This is a genomic window from Caballeronia zhejiangensis (assembly GCF_022879815.1).
Lineage (GTDB): Bacteria > Pseudomonadota > Gammaproteobacteria > Burkholderiales > Burkholderiaceae > Caballeronia > Caballeronia zhejiangensis.
The window spans coordinates 3,017,073-3,035,511 of record NZ_CP084283.1 but is presented as its reverse complement, the minus strand read 5'-3'; the positions used below and the strand labels follow the sequence as shown (position 1 = coordinate 3,035,511).

The 18,439-nt window shown below is 59.8% G+C and carries 16 protein-coding genes and 3 pseudogenes; 9 read left to right on the top strand and 10 right to left on the bottom strand.

The window, feature by feature from the left end:
• Positions 1-406: 406 nt before the first annotated feature.
• The 4 genes from rpmH (at position 407) to yidC (ending at position 3,127) form a co-directional block, all read left to right on the top strand.
• The gene (gene rpmH / locus LDZ23_RS14555; RefSeq protein WP_004198824.1) at positions 407-541 is read left to right on the top strand and encodes a 50S ribosomal protein L34; all 135 of its coding nucleotides are present in this window, start codon (positions 407-409) and stop codon (positions 539-541) included.
• An 83-nt stretch (positions 542-624) separates the two neighbouring features.
• Positions 625-1,089 carry a ribonuclease P protein component gene (gene rnpA, locus LDZ23_RS14550; RefSeq protein ID WP_308196617.1) on the top strand — a complete coding sequence of 155 codons (465 nt, stop codon included), beginning with the start codon at positions 625-627 and terminating at the stop codon, positions 1,087-1,089.
• A 56-nt stretch (positions 1,090-1,145) separates the two neighbouring features.
• Positions 1,146-1,451, top strand: coding sequence for a membrane protein insertion efficiency factor YidD (gene yidD / locus LDZ23_RS14545; protein WP_033536595.1), 306 nt, complete (start codon positions 1,146-1,148; stop codon positions 1,449-1,451).
• A gap of 8 nt (positions 1,452-1,459) precedes the next feature.
• Positions 1,460-3,127: a membrane protein insertase YidC gene (yidC, locus tag LDZ23_RS14540; RefSeq protein WP_008352228.1), complete on the top strand. Its 1,668-nt coding sequence runs from the start codon at positions 1,460-1,462 to the stop codon at positions 3,125-3,127.
• 70 nt (positions 3,128-3,197) lie between these two features.
• Here the strand turns inward: yidC and LDZ23_RS14535 are convergent, their stop codons facing one another.
• Entirely contained in the window at positions 3,198-3,614 is a 417-nt protein-coding gene (locus LDZ23_RS14535; RefSeq protein ID WP_008352229.1) for a transcriptional regulator, read from the bottom strand.
• 309 nt (positions 3,615-3,923) lie between these two features.
• Here LDZ23_RS14535 and mnmE point away from each other — a divergent pair, with 309 nt between their 5' ends.
• Entirely contained in the window at positions 3,924-5,312 is a 1,389-nt protein-coding gene (gene mnmE, locus LDZ23_RS14530) for a tRNA uridine-5-carboxymethylaminomethyl(34) synthesis GTPase MnmE (RefSeq protein ID WP_008352230.1), read from the top strand.
• A 12-nt stretch (positions 5,313-5,324) separates the two neighbouring features.
• On the opposite strand, the gene LDZ23_RS14525 is transcribed toward mnmE, so the two are convergent.
• On the bottom strand, positions 5,325-5,795 hold the full coding sequence (locus LDZ23_RS14525; RefSeq protein ID WP_008352231.1) for an SgcJ/EcaC family oxidoreductase: 471 nt from the start codon (positions 5,793-5,795) through the stop codon (positions 5,325-5,327).
• Positions 5,792-6,418 (bottom strand): LysE family translocator, encoded by a 627-nt coding sequence (locus LDZ23_RS14520; protein ID WP_008352232.1) that lies wholly within the window; start codon positions 6,416-6,418, stop codon positions 5,792-5,794. The genes LDZ23_RS14525 and LDZ23_RS14520 overlap by 4 nt, the downstream gene beginning before the upstream one ends.
• A gap of 401 nt (positions 6,419-6,819) precedes the next feature.
• On the opposite strand from LDZ23_RS14520, the gene sap1 reads away from it, so the two are divergent.
• Both sap1 and LDZ23_RS14510 read left to right on the top strand, forming a co-directional pair.
• On the top strand, positions 6,820-7,164 hold the full coding sequence (sap1, locus tag LDZ23_RS14515; protein ID WP_008352233.1) for a surface attachment protein Sap1: 345 nt from the start codon (positions 6,820-6,822) through the stop codon (positions 7,162-7,164).
• A gap of 252 nt (positions 7,165-7,416) precedes the next feature.
• The gene (locus tag LDZ23_RS14510) at positions 7,417-7,968 is read left to right on the top strand and encodes a YaeQ family protein (RefSeq protein ID WP_033536561.1); all 552 of its coding nucleotides are present in this window, start codon (positions 7,417-7,419) and stop codon (positions 7,966-7,968) included.
• Between the two features lie 3 nt (positions 7,969-7,971).
• Here the strand turns inward: LDZ23_RS14510 and LDZ23_RS14505 are convergent, their stop codons facing one another.
• Positions 7,972-8,379: a VOC family protein gene (locus tag LDZ23_RS14505; protein ID WP_008352235.1), complete on the bottom strand. Its 408-nt coding sequence runs from the start codon at positions 8,377-8,379 to the stop codon at positions 7,972-7,974.
• 345 nt (positions 8,380-8,724) lie between these two features.
• Here LDZ23_RS14505 and LDZ23_RS14500 point away from each other — a divergent pair, with 345 nt between their 5' ends.
• Positions 8,725-9,150, top strand: coding sequence for an Arm DNA-binding domain-containing protein (locus LDZ23_RS14500; RefSeq protein ID WP_008352239.1), 426 nt, complete (start codon positions 8,725-8,727; stop codon positions 9,148-9,150).
• 61 nt (positions 9,151-9,211) lie between these two features.
• Here the strand turns inward: LDZ23_RS14500 and istB (LDZ23_RS14495) are convergent, their stop codons facing one another.
• From istB (LDZ23_RS14495) to LDZ23_RS14475, 5 genes and pseudogenes are all read right to left on the bottom strand, one after another.
• Positions 9,212-9,982, bottom strand: a complete 771-nt coding sequence (gene istB, locus LDZ23_RS14495; RefSeq protein WP_008352240.1) for an IS21-like element helper ATPase IstB — start codon at positions 9,980-9,982, stop codon at positions 9,212-9,214.
• Positions 9,927-11,088: pseudogene (locus LDZ23_RS14490) on the bottom strand (Mu transposase domain-containing protein); the annotation flags it as partial. The pseudogene LDZ23_RS14490 and the gene istB (LDZ23_RS14495), both read right to left, overlap by 56 nt.
• Positions 11,089-11,105: 17 nt before the next feature.
• Positions 11,106-11,924 carry an IS21-like element helper ATPase IstB gene (istB, locus tag LDZ23_RS14485; protein ID WP_033537271.1) on the bottom strand — a complete coding sequence of 273 codons (819 nt, stop codon included), beginning with the start codon at positions 11,922-11,924 and terminating at the stop codon, positions 11,106-11,108.
• On the bottom strand, positions 11,921-13,414 hold the full coding sequence (gene istA, locus LDZ23_RS14480) for an IS21 family transposase (RefSeq protein WP_008342581.1): 1,494 nt from the start codon (positions 13,412-13,414) through the stop codon (positions 11,921-11,923). Before istA ends, istB (LDZ23_RS14485) begins: the two co-directional genes overlap by 4 nt.
• A 160-nt stretch (positions 13,415-13,574) precedes the next feature.
• Positions 13,575-14,159 (bottom strand): annotated as a pseudogene (locus tag LDZ23_RS14475) (IS21 family transposase); the annotation flags it as partial.
• A 141-nt stretch (positions 14,160-14,300) separates the two neighbouring features.
• On the opposite strand from LDZ23_RS14475, the pseudogene LDZ23_RS14470 reads away from it, so the two are divergent.
• Positions 14,301-15,272, top strand: a pseudogene (locus LDZ23_RS14470) (tyrosine-type recombinase/integrase); the annotation flags it as partial.
• A 373-nt stretch (positions 15,273-15,645) separates the two neighbouring features.
• Here the strand turns inward: LDZ23_RS14470 and LDZ23_RS14465 are convergent.
• Entirely contained in the window at positions 15,646-18,435 is a 2,790-nt protein-coding gene (locus LDZ23_RS14465) for an ATP-binding protein (protein ID WP_008352254.1), read from the bottom strand.
• Positions 18,436-18,439 lie beyond the last annotated feature (4 nt).

The window sequence follows — 18,439 nt, the reverse complement described above, 5'->3', positions numbered from 1 at the left end:
CGAATGCGGTCGTTATGGTTTGCTCCGCACCTGCGGGCCGTGCTTGCCGAACGTTCGGACAAGTCCCGGCACGGCCGAGCAGGGATGCTCCGGAGGCTTACGCCGCAAGGGTTTGCGGGCGGACGGCGGGCCGAAGCAGCGGGCGGATATTTGGGAGTAAGGCGAGATTCTAACGCCAAACGAGGGTGGCGCGCGAGTTATCCACAGGGTCAAATCAGCACGTCGGACGCGGTGGAAATGCGCCGGAATACGCGTTCGGTGGCGCTAAACTATTGACGGTCAATAGGAAAACGGTTTAAATAGCGGGTTCCGCGAAAACAGAATTCCTGAACCTCCGGCCATCGCGCTTGCAGTGACCACACTGGAGCCTTAGCCCGCGCGGTCAATCAACTCAAGTGAGAGCACCATGAAACGTACTTACCAACCTTCCGTTACCCGTCGCAAGCGCACCCACGGCTTTCGCGTTCGCATGAAGACCGCTGGCGGCCGCAAGGTCATCAACGCTCGCCGCGCGAAGGGCCGCAAGCGCCTGGCCATCTAAGTCTGCCGAGTGTTCGCTCGCGGTTGGATGTCACACTCGACGGCGAGCCGCTCACGCGCCGCACAGAAGTCTTGAGACAGGACATCGTTCAGTTGCCGGCGCAGGCCGCGTTCCCCAAGGCCGCAAGGCTGCTGAAAACGGATGAGTTCTCATCCGTTTTTCGTTTGCGCCCTTGGCGCCGTTCGCCGCATTTCGTTCTGTACGGCAAGCCGTCCGGAAAGGAAGCGCGGCTCGGGCTGGTGATCGGCAAGAAGCAGGCGCCGCGCGCCGTCACGCGCAATCTGATCAAACGGCTTGCGCGCGATGCGTTCCGGCTGCGTCGCACGCAGTTGGACGGATTCGACATTCTCGTGCGGCTGCACGCGAAGATCGACCGCAAGGCAATGCCGAGCGCGAGCTCCCCGCCGCTTCGGGCGCTCGTCGGCAGCGAGCTGGAAACTTTGTTCGACCGTGCCGTGCGCGAAGCCGCGCGCCGCAGGGCCGAAACCGTGGCGGCGCCGCCCGAGGCGCCCGCCGTCGACGAATCATCCGGCCCGTCAGGGTCATGAAGCGCGGATTGCGCAGACTCGCCTCCACGGCAAGTCCGGCGCGCGGCGCGAAGCTTATGCAAACGGCACTCATCGCGTTGTTGCGCTTCTACAAGGTTGCTGTGAGCCCTCTGCTCGGCAACCGGTGCCGCTTTTATCCTTCCTGTTCCGACTACGCGCGCGAGGCAATCCAGTATCATGGCGCCGCGCATGGCACGTATCTCGCCGTGAAGCGGCTTTGCCGCTGCCATCCTCTTTCGGCGGGCGGCGTCGATCTCGTGCCGCCTCCCAACGCACAAGAATCTGGCGCGGACGCCGCAAGCCCCGGGCAAGACAAGCTTTCAACACCAAACGGCGCTAAAGCGCTTTCCGATCGACACTGAGACAACGCATGGATATCAAACGCACCGTCCTATGGGTCATCTTCTTCGTGTCAGTTGTCCTGCTGTTCGACAACTGGCAACGCGACCATGGGCGCCCGTCGATGTTCTTCCCGAGCGCGACGCAACCGGCGAAGACCGCCAGCAACCCGGCACCGGGCTCGGCCGCATCCGGCGCGCAGCCGTCCGAACTGCCGAACGCGCCCGCGGGCACGGCCGCTCCCGGATCGACGACGCCGCCCGCCACGGCGCAATCGCAGCTCGTCAAGTTCACGACGGACGTGTATTCCGGTGAAATCGACACGCGCGGCGGCACGCTCTCGAAGCTTTCGCTGGTCAAGGAAGGCGACGGCAAGCAGCCGGACCTTTACATCACGCTGTTCGATCACACCGCGAACCACACGTATCTCGCGCGCACGGGCCTGCTCGGCGGCGATTTCCCGAATCACAACGACATCTTCACGCCCGTTCCCGGCCAGACTTCGCTGACGGGCGACGAAAAGACGCTGAAGATCGCGTTCGAATCGCCCGCGAAGGGTGGCGTGAAGGTCATCAAGACCTACACGTTCACGCGCGGCAGCTATGTGATCAACGTCGATACGAAGATCGAGAACGTCGGCACCGCGCCGGTCACGCCGAAGCTCTACATGGAGCTCGTGCGCGACAACACGCCGGTCGAGACGCCGCGCTTCTCGCATACCTTCATCGGGCCGGCGGTCTACACGGATCAGAAGCACTTCCAGAAGATCGACTTCTCCGACATCGACAAGAACAAGGCAACGTTCGAGACCTCGTCGGATAACGGCTGGATCGCGATGGTGCAGCACTATTTCGCGTCCGCGTGGATTCCGCAGCAAGGCGTGAAGCGCGACATCTACGTGCAGAAGATCGACCCGGACCTGTACCGCGTCGGCGTGACGATGCCCGCGCAGACCATCGCGCCGGGACAGACCGTGAACGTCGATGCGCGTCTCTTCGCCGGTCCTGAAGAAGAGCGCATGCTCGAAGGCATCGCGCCGGGTCTGGAGCTGGTGAAGGATTACGGCATGGTGACGATCATCGCCAAACCGCTCTTCTGGCTGCTCGAGAAGATTCACAGCTATGTCGGCAACTGGGGCTGGGCGATCGTGCTGCTCACGCTGCTCATCAAGGCCGTGTTCTTCCCGCTGTCGGCGGCGAGCTACAAGTCGATGGCGCGCATGAAGGAAATCACGCCGCGCATGCAGCAGATCCGCGAGCGCTTCAAGAGCGATCCGCAGAAGATGAACGCCGAACTGATGTCGCTGTACAAGACCGAGAAGGTCAATCCGTTCGGCGGCTGTCTGCCGGTCGTCGTGCAGATTCCGGTGTTCATCTCGCTGTACTGGGTGCTGCTGTCGTCGGTGGAAATGCGCGGCGCGCCGTGGATCGGCTGGATTCACGATCTGTCGCAGCAAGACCCGTATTTCATCCTGCCGGTGCTGATGGCCGTCTCGATGTTCCTGCAGACGAAGCTGAACCCCACGCCGCCGGACCCCGTTCAGGCCAAGATGATGATGTTCATGCCGATCGCGTTCTCGGTCATGTTCTTCTTCTTCCCGGCCGGTCTCGTGCTGTACTACGTGGTGAACAACGTGCTGTCGATCGCGCAGCAGTACTACATCACGCGCATGATGGGAAAGAGTAAGAAGGCGGCGTAAGCGCTGCGTCTGCTTTTGATGCGAAAACGCCCGGCTCTGTCCGGGCGTTTTGTTTTGGTGGAGTGGGAATTTACCGCTTCATCGATCCGTAGAACTGCTCGACGAGCTCCTCGAGCAAGTATCGATGATGCGGCGACAGCGCTTCGATCTTCGTCGCCAGTTCGAGCGTCTCCTCGGACGCGGGATATTGCTCGTCGCGCGCAAGCGGCTTCGGCGTGACCTGCGGATTGCCGCTCGGCGGCGGCCCGTAGTGCAGCCAGTGCTGGTCGACCTTGAACCAGTCGGCGAGCGTCTTCAGCTTGTCGGCGGTCGGGATCGAACGCGCGGTGAGCCACTTGTGCGCCGTCTGCGGCGAAACGGGCTCGCCTTGATAGCGCAGGTTGAAGTGCAATGCGAGATCAGTCGCTCCGCGCATCTTTTCGGGTGCGCGGGTCATCGAGAATTTGAGCCGCTCGGAGAAATCGGCCTTTTCTTGTGGTGTAGGCATGGGCTGGATTGTGCGAGGCAATCGCTGCTTACCAGTCAACCAATTGCGCTACTTTTGGCGCGAGGCTGCGCCTCTTTATCTTGATTAAGTGTTGTTGTTGATTGCCGTTTGGCAGCGAGCTTGCATCATATCGCCAATCGCTGCGCGGCTTGCGTTCTTCAATGCACGAAGTTTCGCTTTCCGTTTCGTTGGGATCCTCTATCTCAAAAAAGATAATTCATACGGGACGCTTCCGACAGCGCTGGACAAAGGGAATCAGACGCCGCGATACAATGCCCGCACTTTGAAACCATCACATTGCGCATCGACATGCTGAGCAACGACACCGATCCAATCGTCGCAATCGCCACCGCACCGGGGCGTGGCGGGATCGGCGTCGTGCGGCTGTCGTTCGGTCGCGCAGGCGAGGCCGCCGCGCAAAAGGCGATGCACGCGTTGTGCGGCCAGGCGCTCGCGCCGCGTCATGCGAGCTACGTGCCGTTTAGCGACGGCAACGGCGAAGCGCTCGACCGCGGCATCGCGCTCTATTTCCCCGCGCCCAACTCCTACACCGGCGAGCATGTGCTGGAGTTGCAAGGACACGGCGGCCCGATCGTGCTGCAACTCGTCCTGCAACGGGCGATCGAAGCCGGCCGCGATTTCGGCCTGCGGCTCGCCGAGCCGGGTGAATTCACGCGACGCGCGTTTCTCAACGACAAGCTCGATCTGGCGCAGGCGGAGGCCGTCGCCGATCTGATCGAAGCGAGCACCGAAGCCGCCGCGCGCTCGGCCGGGCGTTCGCTGGAAGGCGCGTTCTCGCGCGAGATCCATGCGCTGGTCGAAGACGTGATTACGCTGCGCATGCTCGTCGAAGCGACGCTGGATTTTCCCGAGGAAGAGATCGACTTTCTCGAAGCCGCGGACGCGCGCGGGAAGCTCGCGCGCATCCGCGAGCGGCTCGACACGGTTCTCGCCGACGCGCGTCAGGGCGCGCTTTTGCGCGAGGGTTTGTCGGTCGTGCTCGCGGGCCAGCCGAACGTGGGCAAGTCGTCGCTGCTGAATGCGCTCGCGGGCGCGGAACTGGCGATCGTCACGCCGATTGCCGGAACGACGCGCGACAAGGTCGCGCAGACGATTCAGGTCGAAGGCATTCCGCTGCACATCATCGACACGGCGGGGCTGCGCGAGACGCAGGACGAGGTGGAGCGCATTGGCATCGAGCGCACGTGGGGCGAAATCGAGCGCGCTGATGTCGTGCTGCATCTGCTCGATGCGCGCGAAGGCGTGACGCCGGAAGATCAGGCCATCGCGGCGCGCTTTCCGGCTGGCGTGCCCGTCGTGCGAGTGATGAACAAGACAGACCTCGCGGGCGCGCCGTCATCTGTGCGCGATGCGGAAGGTCACGCGCGCGAAGTCAATCTGTCGGCGAAAACCGGCGATGGCATTTCGCTGCTGCGCGACGAGCTGCTGAAGATCGCGGGCTGGCAAGCGGGCGCAGAGAGCGTGTATCTCGCCCGCGAGCGTCATCTGATCGCGCTGCGCGAGGCGCGGGAACATCTCGCGCTCGCCGCCGGACATGCCGATCAACAGTCGCAAGTGCTCGATCTTTTCGCGGAAGAACTGCGGCTCGCGCAAGACGATCTCAACGCGATCACGGGCGAATTCACTTCCGATGACTTGCTCGGCGTGATTTTCAGCCGCTTCTGCATCGGAAAGTAGACGTCCAAATAACTACGCGCCCGCCGGTTTGCCGAGCTCGCGCAATTCCACGCTGAGCTTTTCGCTTTCTTCCGGCCGTCCGTGAAACGCGGCAGGCGTGTTCTGGAACATCTCGATCCGGTACACGCCATCGCAAAGCGACAGCACCATCGTCTGAACCGCGTTCAGACTCGGCTCGAGCGCCGTCGCGCCGCGCGGCCACATGCCCGCGACGGCACGCAGCAGCAACGTCTGCCCGTTCGCCATGCGCCTCACCTCGCGCACCTTCGCGACGAAACGCGGCGTCGGATGCTGGGCGAAAATCGGCTGAAGATGCGCCTCGATGCAGGCGCGCCCGTCGATGGCGCTGCCGTCGAAACCGACAAGACTGCCGCGCTCCGTGAAGCGCGCCGCCATCGCGGCCGCGTCCTGCCTGTTCCAGTCGTCGAGCAGGCCGAAATACACGCGCCGCGCGCTTGCGGTCCAATCGTCCGGCTGACTCATGCTGCTTTTTTCCATGCCGCGGCGAAAATGCCCGCGCCCATCAGGAGCGCGCCGCCGGTGCGGTTCACCGCGCGCTGCACGGAAGCCTTGCGGATCGCCTTGCGCGCGCCGGACGCGAGCAGCGCGTAGGCGAACGCGTTGGCGGCCGCCAGTCCGACGAAGGTTGCTTCGAGAATCGCGATCTGCGACACGCTCGCCGCGTGGGGATCGACGAATTGCGGCACGAACGCGACGAAGAAAATGATGCTCTTCGGGTTCAACGTCGTGACGGCGTACGCGTGGGCCATGATTCGGCTCGTGCGCAGTTCGCCGGTAGTCTGGACCGCGTCCGTATCGACCACCGGCGCGCGCCAAAGCTTGATGCCGAGGTACACGAGATACGCCGCGCCGATCCACTTCACGACCATGAACAATTCAGCCGATGCCGCCAGCACCACGCCGAGGCCGAGCATCGATGCGGTCATCGCGGTAAGGTCGCCGAGCGCGACGCCGATGGTCGTCGCGAATGCGTACTTGCGGCCGTGGCCGAGCGCGTAGGACACGACGAGCAGCACGGTCGGGCCGGGAATCGCGACGAGGATCGCCGACGCGATCGCGAACGGCAGCCATTGGGCAAGGGTCATGCTTGATCTCCAGAGTTCGATGCGTCGATTTATCCATGAACGCCGAACGCTTGCAATAGGCCGATTGGCCATCTTGACGCGCGCAGAGCGCATCGGTCGTTATGTGTTGGATCAGTCTCACGGGCGTCTAATGCAACGCACCACGCGCGCGCGGGAGGCAAATTGTCGCAGTCCTTCCGGCATACGAGCGAGCTTTCATTTCTTTTCGCGCTTCGTTTTCGCGATTTTTAACTGGATTTCAATCGCCGCTTCACTTGAAAAGCGCCTGCGACATTCTGACGTGTTGCGGTCGCACATAACATATGCTTGCAAGTTTGCCTCGCTCAACTAGCATGAGTTTTGCGGTCAGCCGCTTTTAAATACATAGCTAATTTCGAAACGGTTTCGTTTGGAGGCCATACATGAAAAGACGCGTCGGTATTCTCTTCGCGATGATGGGTTTGTTTGCGACCGTTTCCGCAGCGCAAGCCCAGGACGGCGTTATTCAGCCTCAGCAGACGTTCACTTTCAGGCCAAACTCGTATGGCTGCTTATCCAAGGACAAGTTCGATTCGGCCGATCAACACGCGAAAGCCGGCGAGCATCAGAAGATGCAGCAGTTCTTCGAGGGTTTCGAATGCATTTCGACTCCGGTCGATTCGCATTTTCGCGTGATTCGCGTGGTGGGCCATGACATCGAATTCGTCAACGCCTCAAATAGCGACACGCAAGGTATGTGGACCGCGGATCGATTCATCGATCAATAAGCGGTTTCTCGCAAAATATCCAGCCGACAATCCGGCGCGATTATTGAATTGCGCCGGAAGCGGGATTTATCCGTGAATTAATCGTCGGCAACAGGCCATCGATCCATTCCGCCGCGATCGAAGCACGATCGTGCGCGTCGGCGTCTTCCAAATTTCCTTCGATTCCCCGCACAATGTCGGTTTCGCGCGCAAACGCTCGCGCCATCTCGACAATTCTTTTCCGCTGGCCGAAAGACCGGCGTCCGATGCTGAATGGCTCTAAAATCCACGATCTACAAGGCAGACCTGCAAATTGCCGACATGGATCGCCACTACTACGGCGATCATTCCCTGACCATTGCGCGCCATCCCTCGGAGACGGACGAACGGATGATGGTGCGCGTCGCCGCGTTCGGCATGTTCGCCGACGAGCGTCTCGAATTCTGCAAAGGCTTGTCCGACACGGATGAGCCCGATCTGTGGCAAAAGGATCTCACCGGGCAGATCCAGACGTGGATCGAAGTCGGCCAGCCGGACGAACGGCGCATCTCGAAGGCGAGTGGCCGCTCGGAGCGCGTGATCGTGATCGCGTATGCGGGAAAGACCGCGGATATCTGGTGGAACGGCGTGAAGGGCAAGGTCGAACGGTTGCAGAACGTGACGGTCTGGTCGCTCGCGGATGGCATCGCAGAAGCGCTCGGCAAGCTGGCCGAACGGACGATGCGTTTGCAGATGATGGTGCAGGACGGCGACGTCACGCTAGGCAGCGAGACTGCCGACGCCGTCGCGATCCGCTGGAACGTTCTGAAGGACGGCGCGGCCTGAACATCAGACGTCGGGCCGACCTTTGAACTCGATCATGTTGCCTTCCGGATCGAAGAAATAGAGCGACGGGCCGAAGCCTTTGGCGCCGTATCGTCGCGCCTCTTCACCGATGCGCGCGCCATGCTTTTCGAGATGCGCGCGTAACGTGTCGGCATCGAACGGTTCGACGCGCACGCACAGATGATCCATATTGCGACCCGCGCCGGGCTGACCGCTCTCCGGCCGATCGATTTTCGCGCCGACTGCCAGCAGATCGATCAGCGAACGGCCCGCGCGCATCTGCACGAGGCCGATATCGCGCTGCTCCTTCTCGACGGGACAACCTAATACGACGCGATAGAAGTCCACCATGCGGTCGAGATCGGCGCAGCGGATGACGACGTGGTCGATTTCGCGGATTTCGAAGTGCATGCGGGCCTCGCATGTTTTGTATGGCGATCAGTTTAGCCGGTTGGGGAAGTGCAGATGGGTGCAGAAATGGGAAAGGGCCTGGGGTTTAAGCCAGGCCCTTTGGATTCGTGGTGGAGAGGAGGAGGATCGAACTCCCGACCTTCGCATTGCGAATACGAACAACTTGATGTTCCTTGAGATGGATCCAGATTGATTTAATTCCGTAAAGTATTGTATTTAAACGATTTTTAGTTACCCACTCTTCCGTTGATGTTGATCGAAATACCTTCATTGCCGCATAATTTGGTTACATGGCGGTTACATGGCGGTTACATGGCATCGCCGGCTTACGAGCGAGGAGGCTAGATGGCGAAGGTAAATTTCACGGCGGCGCGGGTTGAAGCACATCGCTGCGAACAGGGTAAATCGCAGTCTTTTCTCTGGGACAGCAAGACTCCCGGACTTGGCTTGAGAGCCACGACTGGGGGAGCGAAGTCTTACATTTTCCAGGGGAAGATCCATGGCTCGACCGTGCGAATTACGATCGGAGATCCGCGGAGCTGGACGATCGACCAGGCTCAGGAGCGGGCGCGTAGTCTCCAGACTCTTATTGATAGCGGCGTTGATCCGCGCGAACAAGAAGCGGAGCAGAAGGCCGCACACGAAGCCCGGCAGGCAGCGAAGCGCCGTCAGGACGTAACCGTCGGCGAAGCGTGGGAGCACTACTTGGAGCATTTGCGAACAAAGATCTCGCCCAAAACGAAAAAACCTCGTTCCCGGACGGTCAGTTGAAACTCCCCCAGTTTTGGTCGCGTAAAATCCCCCACCGGGTGAAGCAGGACGAGGTCGAGTTTTATTCCTCTTTCGTTTTCTGTGCAAGGGCCTCGGCGGCTTCCTTGAGGCGGTAGCTCCGGCCGTTAAATTCGAGCTGGTGGCAGTGATGCATGAGGCGATCGAGGATCGTGGTGCTCATCGTGTTATCGCCCAGATACGTCCCCCAGTCCTGTACGACGCGATTGGAGGTGACGATGATGCTTCGGCGCAGTTTGTAGCGCTGATGGACCAGTGTCTGTAATAGCGCGCCGGCCTCGTCCGGTATCGAGCGGGCCAGGAACAGGTCATCGAGCACCAGCAGGTCAGCCTCGAGTATCGCGCGCAGTCGCGTCTGTCGCTGCTCCGCCGCGCTGAGCGCGTAGCGGTTAAAGAAGTCGTCGGTTTCGAGATACTGTACCTTGTGGCCTTGCAGAACCGCCTGATACGCGACGGCCTTGGCAACGTGCGACTTCCCCGTGCCAGGTTTGCCGATGATCAATCCGTTCTCGCCGGCGGCGATGAACTTCAGCGCGTTGAGCTGGAAGCAAGCCTGACGCGGGATTTTCGGATTGAACGACCAGTCAAACTCGGCGAGCGTGAGCTTCTCCTCGAGTCCGGACTGCTGATAACGCCGCTCGATGAGCCGCGACTGACGCCGGTCGAGTTCGTCCTGCAGGATGAGGGCGAAGGTCTCGAGGAACGGCTGCTGAATGCCCTGTGCCTGCAACACGCGGGTTTCGAGTGTGTCGCGTACGCCTGACAGGCGCAGCAGCCTGAGCGCCCGCTCGATGTCGGGTAGCGTGGTGTTCATGCTGTTTCTCCACTTGTTGATGGATGAGAGCCGGCGCTGTGTTGCGCGCCGACGTTGAAGAACTCGCCGTATTCGTCACCTGGACGGATCAGGGGGTGTTCCTGTGTGAGCGGCAAGGCCAGCTGTGGCGCGCGATCGAGACGCTCAACTGCCTGCTCGAACAGCCGCTCGACGACGGCACGTACCTGCCGGTATCGATAGAGGTGGTGACGCAGGGCGTGATCGCAGGCCTGCTCGACGAGCCACGCGGGATACTTCTTCGCGAGCGCGACAATGCCCCACATGCCGCGGTGGCCGACGCGACCTTCGGCGTCGAACAAGTGCTGGCACAGTGCCTTCGTTTGTGGACCGATGTCGGTGGCGCTGGCCAGCGCGAGACTGGTCTGGCGCGATGGATTGAACGGGCGCTCGCTGTCGGGCAGTTCGAGGGAGCCGGGCTGCATGTGGCGTGGATGGGTGCGCAGCAGCTCCTGCGAGCGGCGATCACGGATCTCGATCGTGGTGTCGTAGATTCGTACGCACACGAGACTCCCGATGGGCGCGGGCCGCGCCGCATAGTTGCTCCGATCAATGCTCACCGTGGTGTCGTCCCAGACGGTGCGCACGACCTCGGTGAAGTAGCGGAATGCCGTGGCCGGCAATGGCTTCAGGTGCGGCTTTTCCTCCTGGAACATCGCTTCAACCTGTCGCCGTGCACGGCCATGGATGCGTTTGGCGGCCCAGTTCTCTTCCCAGTGCATCAGGAATTCATTCTGGGCCTCGAGCGACTCGAAGCGCCGGCCGGTGAGCGCGGTGTTCTGCGTATGCTGGATTGCGTTTTCAACAGCACCCTTGCGATTCGGATCGCGTACGCGGGCCGGGTCGGCGACGACGCCGTAATGTTCAAGCATCGCGGCGTAAAGGCGGTTGATCTCAGGTTCATACAAGTCGGGCGTGATCACGCCCTCCCGTAAATTATCGAGGACGACGTAGCTCGCGCTGCCACCGAAGTACCGAAAGGCTTCTTCGTGAAGCTGTGCCCAGACCTGTTTGCTGGACTTCCAGACTACGCTAGACAGCGTCAAGCGGCACGGCCGGTCAGCGACAACTATTCTGGCCGGTCGACGGGTGTAATTGTCGCTGGCTAGTTCATAGTTGTCGCTTCTCCATCGTAATTGTCGTCGGGTAATTGTCGCCGGCGCGCGCTCTGTTTGTCGCTGGCCTTTCGACGGCGATAGCTTTCAACATTGAGTTCGAAGATCGTCGAGTGATGGACGAGCCGATCAATGGCTGCGACCGTCATGCCAGGGTCGGGGAACACGTCATTCCATCCCGAGAATGGCTGGTTGGCCGTTATGAGCAGACTTTTACGCTCATACCTCTCGGCGATCAGTTCGAACAGCACACTGGTTTCGGCCTGGTCCTTACGCGCGTACGACAGGTCGTCCAGGATGATGAGATCAAACCGATCAAGCTTCGTGAGAGCGGATGGAAGCTGCAGGCTCTGACGCGCAGCCTGGAGTTTCTGGACGAGCTCGCTCGTGCGTGTGAACAGCACTCGATAGCCGGCTTCGATTAAAGCGTGTCCGATGGCTGAACCTAAATGACTTTTACCGCCACCGGGGGGCCCGAACAGGAGAATCGTGGCACCTTTCTCCAGCCACGAATCTCCGGTCGCCAGTGCCGTGACATGCGCTTTCGAGACCATTGGCACCATGCCGAAGTCGAAGGTGGCCAGCGTCTTGGTTGGATCAAGATGTGACTCGGTACGATGCCGCTCGATGCGTCGTTTGGCACGTTCGGCCAGTTCGTGCTCAAGCAGCGCCCCAAGCAATCGCGTAGCCGGCCAGCCTTCCTTATCAGAGCGCTCAACGAACTCGGGCCATAACCTGCCGATGGTCGGCAGACGTAGCTCGTTCAACATCAAGGCCAGACGGCCGTTGTCATGGGCAGGGGCGTTCATGCTGCCACCTTGTCGAGAAGCTCGTCATAGACCGCGACGGGCGGCATTTCGACTACGACCTCGGGACATTGGGCCTGACGCGGCGCGAATTCATCGCGCAACTGCTTCAGATCGGGCAGTTCGCCTGCTTCGAGCAAGGCCTCGAGCCGCTCGGCCAGCAACGCCTCAACGCCGTGATGTCCTGCGAGTTCGAGCAGCCCTACGATCGTCTTGCATGCCTGGCGTTGCGTCAGTTGCGTCTCCAGCTTCTCCCAGGTCCGTCGGTAGGCTTCACGGGGAAACAGCGCGTCGCGAAACGCGAACCCCCTGAACGCCTGCGGCTTGCGCTTGAGAGAATCGATGAAGTGACGATAGTCCAGCGCGTGGCGGTTATCGGCGGCACGGGATCCTCGCGGCGTACTGTGCACCAGCGCGCCCGACAGATAGCAGTCGAGCCGGTCACCATAGATCCGCACCTTTAGCCTATGGCCGATCAGGCGTGACGGTGCGCTGTATAGGATGCCGCGCACGGTGAATGTGCTGCAGCGGGTCACGAGTGCTTCTTCCTCGACGAAGTCAGTAGTGCGACGTACGGGCAAATCCTGCAACTGTGCGCGCTCAATGCGAAACGCCGCAGCGTTGCGCCGGTTCCGGCGCATCACCACCTCACGGATGAATTCATCGTAGGCGGGCCGGTCAGCGAAGTCGCGATGACCGCGAAGCATCAAGGCCTGGTCGACCGCTTCCTTCAGATACCGATGCGATGACTCCACGCTGCCGTTCTCGTGACCCAGGCCCCGATTGTTGCGCGTGCCCTCCATGCCGTAATGGTCGAGCAGCGCTGAGTAACGTTTCGTGAAGTCCTCCTGCTCTGTCAGATTCTTGAAGGCAGCCGACAGGCTGTCAGAGCGATGTTCGCGCGGGCAGCCGCCGGCCTGCCACAGCGCGTTCTGCAATCCCGCTGCGAGGGCCTCGAAACTCTCGCCTCCCTCAACAACGTTCGCGTATTCCCAGCGCGAGAACGCCAGTACGAAGTGATACAGCCGATGACCGAATGGGGCACCGCCGATCGTCACGCAAAGCTTGCTCATATCGGTGAAGTCTGACAGACCGCGCACACCGGGCTGATGCTCCTGGGGGAAGAACACCTCCTGCGTAGGCCCTTCAAGCGCCCGCCACTGGCGAATACGCCGTTCCAGCGTGCGGCGCATGCTATCGGGATAGCAACCCGGGTGATCGTCTTGCAGCTTGCGCAGGATCGTGATGCCCATCAGGTGGGGCGCGTTGCGCAGCAGCGGTACGACTTCGCTCTCCCATACGTCGACGAAGGGATCAGCTCGGGTCCGCCATGTTTGCCGTGGTTTCTGAGAAGGCAAGGTGGCGTCACGTTCGATGCGGCGCGCCGTACGCACGCTGATACCGGTCTTGGCGGCCGCGACTTCCTGGGAGTACTGTTTGCGCTTGTTCATATAGAGATGAACCTGTTGGTCGGTAATGCGGGTTCCAGACATGAGCTGACCGCTTCTTCTTCAAGCTTCGATCAGTCCATCCTAAAGCCCGTCGACCTGGCGCCGCCGGTGGCTCATCGTCTACGGCGACTGCGCCGCCCTTCGACTCCTCACCACCGGCCAAAACGATCGTCAACGACCGGCCAAAACAATTGTCGCTGCCCACTACGCGCCGGAAGCTGCGCCGCGAATACCTCAACGTCATGACGAACAGGCGTGGCCGGCGATAGCGGCCCGTCTTCGGATCGCGGGTCGGCGCGCCTTCGCCGTAATCGACTTGGGCCTCTTCGCCGGCGGTGAACTCCAGACGGTCGAACTGTTCCGGATCGACGTGCCGCAGCGCCCGGACGAAACGCTTGACGCTCTCGTAACTGGCTCTAAAGCCATGCTGGTCAACGAGGTCCTGGTAGATCGCCTGGGCGTTGCGCTTCAAACGCACCTGCTGTTCGATCCATTCCCGGTGGGGCTCACTGGCCGAACGGGCGAAGTTGAAGGAACTAACCGGCACTCCGCCTGGAGCCGGCGGTCGCGGGAGTGGAGGATTTTGCGCGACCACCGGATCGCCGGAGCCGGTGGTCGCGGCGGTGGAGGAGTTTGCGCCATCCGCCCGCCGCGCCTCATACAGCGCTTGATAGCGGCGAATCGTCTTGCGATCGATACCCGTGAGCTCGTGGATCCTGTGCTGGCTCACGCCGCGCTCAAGCAGCGTGAATATCGCGCTTTGCAGATGCTGCTTCAAGACATTCACTCCCTGGTCTCCTTCTTCTCTGAAGGAGACGACAATAAATGTCCTGCATCACCGCTAAGGACCGCTCAGCCGGCGGTCGTTAACTGGGGGATTTTGAAGTGACCATACATGGGGGAATTTGACCGACCGTCGGGGCCTCGTTCCGAGAGATACATCCTGGACCACGTCAACCTTTCGTCGCCAGGCGGAGGTATTGCAAAACGCGGGGGCAAAGAGAAAGTTCGTGGGCCATTGGCTCCGCTCATGCCGCTCAAATTGACCGAGATAACGGCAGCAACTATGTCCCAGTGGCTTGAGGGAGAAATACCTCGTGGGTCAACAAATGCCGGGCATGCATTCGGTCTCTTCAAAGCGTTCATTCGGTGGTGCGACGCCCACGAGACGTACTCAGGCATTATTTCGCACGACGCCTATGCTTCGCCAAAGGTCAAAGGCATTCTCCCTCGCAGCACCGCGAAGGACGACTGCCTCCAGCGCGAGCAGCTGTCTGTTTGGTTTAGCGCAGTACGTGCCATCGCAAATCCGGTCATTAGCGCATACCTACAAGGTCTTCTGATCACAGGAGCCCGTCGGGAAGAGCTAGCCGCGTTGCGCTGGGAGGACGTCGACTTCCGGTGGAGAAGCCTGACAATGAACGATAAGATCGAAGGTACCGGCGGTCGGACTATTCCGCTCACTCCTTACTTAGCGAGTCTATTGTCGAACCTTCAACGACTAAACGAAATACCTCCCAACAAGCGCCAGGTTGCGCGTCTTGCACAAAAAGGCGAGCAGTGGGGGCCGTCCGAGTGGGTCTTCGCTAGCAAGACATCTTCGGATGGGAAGATTGCAGAACCGCGTCATGCGCATAACCGCGCATTGACGCCGACAGGTTTGCCACACCTGTCGCTCCACGGCCTGCGCCGATCGTTCGGCACGCTGTCAGAGTGGGTCGAGGTTCCTGTCGGCGTTGTTGCACAAATTCAAGGGCACAAGCCGTCCGCGATCGCCGAAAAGCACTATCGACGTCGCCCCCTTGATCTGCTGCGGATGTGGCATGACAAGATCGAAACGTGGATGCTTGAGCAAGCGCAGATCGAGTCTGAGCCGAGAAATCGAAGCAACACAGATTAGCCAGCCCACCCACGGCTTGCGGTAGCTCCAACGTTAACGCGACGACGGATGGTATCGAAGTCGTTCAAAACGTCATTGCTCATTCATGCTACGTACCGTTGGTTTGAACTCCACCCGTTGCAGCTTGCAGAAGACGGATTCACACGGCCCCTTCGGGTCATGCGGAAGCAAAAGGACGCCGCATTGGCTCGCTCGATCTTCCAAGATGAAGAAGGGAGGATCGAACTCCCGACCGCAATATACCGACGGTTCGCCGCGCCGGGAACACAGAGTTGCCCCCAAAAATGCCCCCAACTTCGACTCGCTAGAAAGGCCTTCGCGGATAGGCGTGATGCACGCAAAAACTATGCCTCTCGACCTATCCAACGGAGAATCAATCAAGCTTGTCGTTCAGGCCCAGTTCCCGCAGTGCAGTCCTTACTTCCTCAATTTGCTGCTGAGACACGCCTCCGCTAGGTTCGACCTTCACCTCTAGCCTCAACGATAACCCTCCACTAGTAGCGAACTTCGCAAGGACCCGCGTGTAGAAGTTCATCCATTTTTGCGCCGGAATATCACCAGACCAAGTAAAGCGTGTCGCGGCGGGCTGAGAAGCAGGCGGCAGGACAATTTCTGATCCCTGCTGCGGAGTCGGTGGATCAGATGGTGCATGGTCTCCGCTTGTGGATTTCGTCTCCGATGGCGACGGCGCAGACTCCTCCTTCCCCTGCAGCGCTTTCGAGTAATCGATGGCAGCTTCTCTCCCGACTACATACGTCTCGTCGGAGATTTCAATATCATCTACAGACAGCGACCTCTCAAATATAAAGGGCTGATATTTTCCCTCGGGCGCCTTGCCTACATAGGCGAGTAACCCTGCCTCTACACCGCGGGATATCGTCTCCTTGATAGTGTCAGCATTGATCAGACGAGGAAACACCGGAGAGGCATAGAACATGTCCCTTATCGAGCGCGTGCTCCACTCCCTGAAGGCTGGCGACCAGTTGCGCACCAAGAAATTTGGACTGATTCCTGACTGAATTTCGTCCGCCTGCTTTAGGTGGTTCAACACAAGCTGAACAAGCGTCTCAGCAGCACTGCTGTGTACAAGTCCCAAGTCTAGCTGACGCAGTGTGTTGTCCTTTCCCAAGAACACAACGTTCTTGTAAGTACGCCAAACAGATTCGCGCAAATCACGCTGTGCTTTGCGAACATTATCGGCGAGCTGCCCCCTCTGACCTTCATCAATGTTGATAGTGGGAAGCTCCTCGCTGATTTCCTCCCAAGCAAGAAGACGTTTTGCGTCGTCATTTAGCTGAGAAGTGGACTGCGCGACAGAGAACAGCAGCGCGCTCTTGAATGTCCGCCCGGCTGTGCCGCTTTCGTTTACCAGTCCCTCGATAAACGATCGCGTCGGCTTCTCGTCCTCAAGTGTTCGCTCGGGCCCAACGACGACCAATGTAAGCACGGGCCGGTCCGGTATTTGATTGCTTCTCTCAGGAAAAAAGACCCGCTCCACCAACGCTGTGCCAGAGAACACACGCTGGACCTCGTTGCGCACGCGCTCCGCAATTAGGTCGGCCCTGATGTTAGCGCGCCTATCAGCGTATCTTTTGTTGAGATTTTCTTTGAAGCTAAAGTGATACCTGTTCCGTTCGACGGTTAGGTAGTAGCACGCATCTGCGAGCGTCTCCAACGCAGTCTCAATGTTGCCAATGTCCATTCCGGGCTCAGCCACGTCAAGTCGAACCTCCGGAACAGATGCTTCAGCTTTGGAAATACCCCCATTTGACTCGAAGAAAATGGCCGTCGCGACCTTGCGGTGAAGACGCCACTTCTTAAACTCCTCTGTAGAGTCGTTATCCAATCGGACTGCATGGCTATCCTTCTTCCCAGCGATGTCCGTACCGACCGCAGCTTCGAGGCGATGCTCGCCAAGCTGCTCAAAAAGAGCGGCTCGGAACTGAGAATCATCAAGAGGAGCAGAGCCAAGACCAATCAATGCGTCGCGATGCGCACCCCTGAAGCCTGCCTGGTATGCCTTTGCCACCCACAATGCGAGCAAACGAAGGACGCCGCGAGTCTGCTGGAAGCGAGGAAGTGCTTGCCACTTGCGCTCGAATACAGACAGGACTGTAGGATGAAATGGATAGGTTGCAGCGTAGGCCTCCCTTGACGCGTCAGCCGGGAACCAGTCCGGGACCTGATGCTTATGGTCACGAACCCAATCACCGAATTCATTGCACGTCGCGTAGGCATCGCGATTAAGCAGGACGCGCCCATCTGGGCTGAGCTGTGCTTCATCCCATTCAAATAGGCGACGGCGAATAATCTCCGAAGTCTCAGACTCAGCAGACATCATCACTGCCTTGCCCACTCGATCAAGGAGTTTCTTCAGACGGTCATAGTCAGAGAAATCCTCCGCGGTCATCTCGAGCTCAGAAGCAGGAATTGAGACCGCTAGGACGGCATTGTCTCGGCCACGCATCTCCTCCGATAAATTCTGAAGAAAATTGTAAAGTTGTGCCGCGAGGCCACTTCTGCGACTGCGACTGACGAAGTTCATCAACTCGTCCATCACGATAAGAACGGGCTGATTTTGCGGAAGGAATTTTCGGATGACATCCCCCCCTGGAGCAATGCCCTGCGCTTCATGTTCGCTGACAATCGCTAGGGCATCCGCACCGCCTAGTTGGTACGCCAGCTCGCCCCAAGGCGTCCTGCGCAAAGGTGTACCATCATCCCCTCCGCGCCCGCTGATAGGATCAAATTCCGTACCAACGAAGACAGCGACCTTTGCCTCAGGCACGGACCTAACCCCAGCTAATTCCGTCAGACGGCGCACACCTTGCCACTCCAGCGCCGCCTGTCCGTTGCGCGCAAGATGGTAAAGCAGCAAGAGCGAATGGGTTTTGCCGCCACCAAACTGCGTCGTCATGTTGAAGACAGCCGAAGTCTCCGTCTTGATGCCGGAAAGCCGGCGCAGGACTTCAGCTGCCAAGCCAGTAAGACTTTTGGTCAGGTAAGTGCGTTCAAAAAAGCGCGCGGGGTTCTGGTACACGTCAGGTGCACGCTTGTCGCGGACTTGATCCAGGTGAACCGCGAACTCAGACGCGTCTAGCGGACGATCTTCCCGCAGGTCCTCCCTAGGCGTGACCACCTTGTACCAAGGCTTGATTGCCATTTAA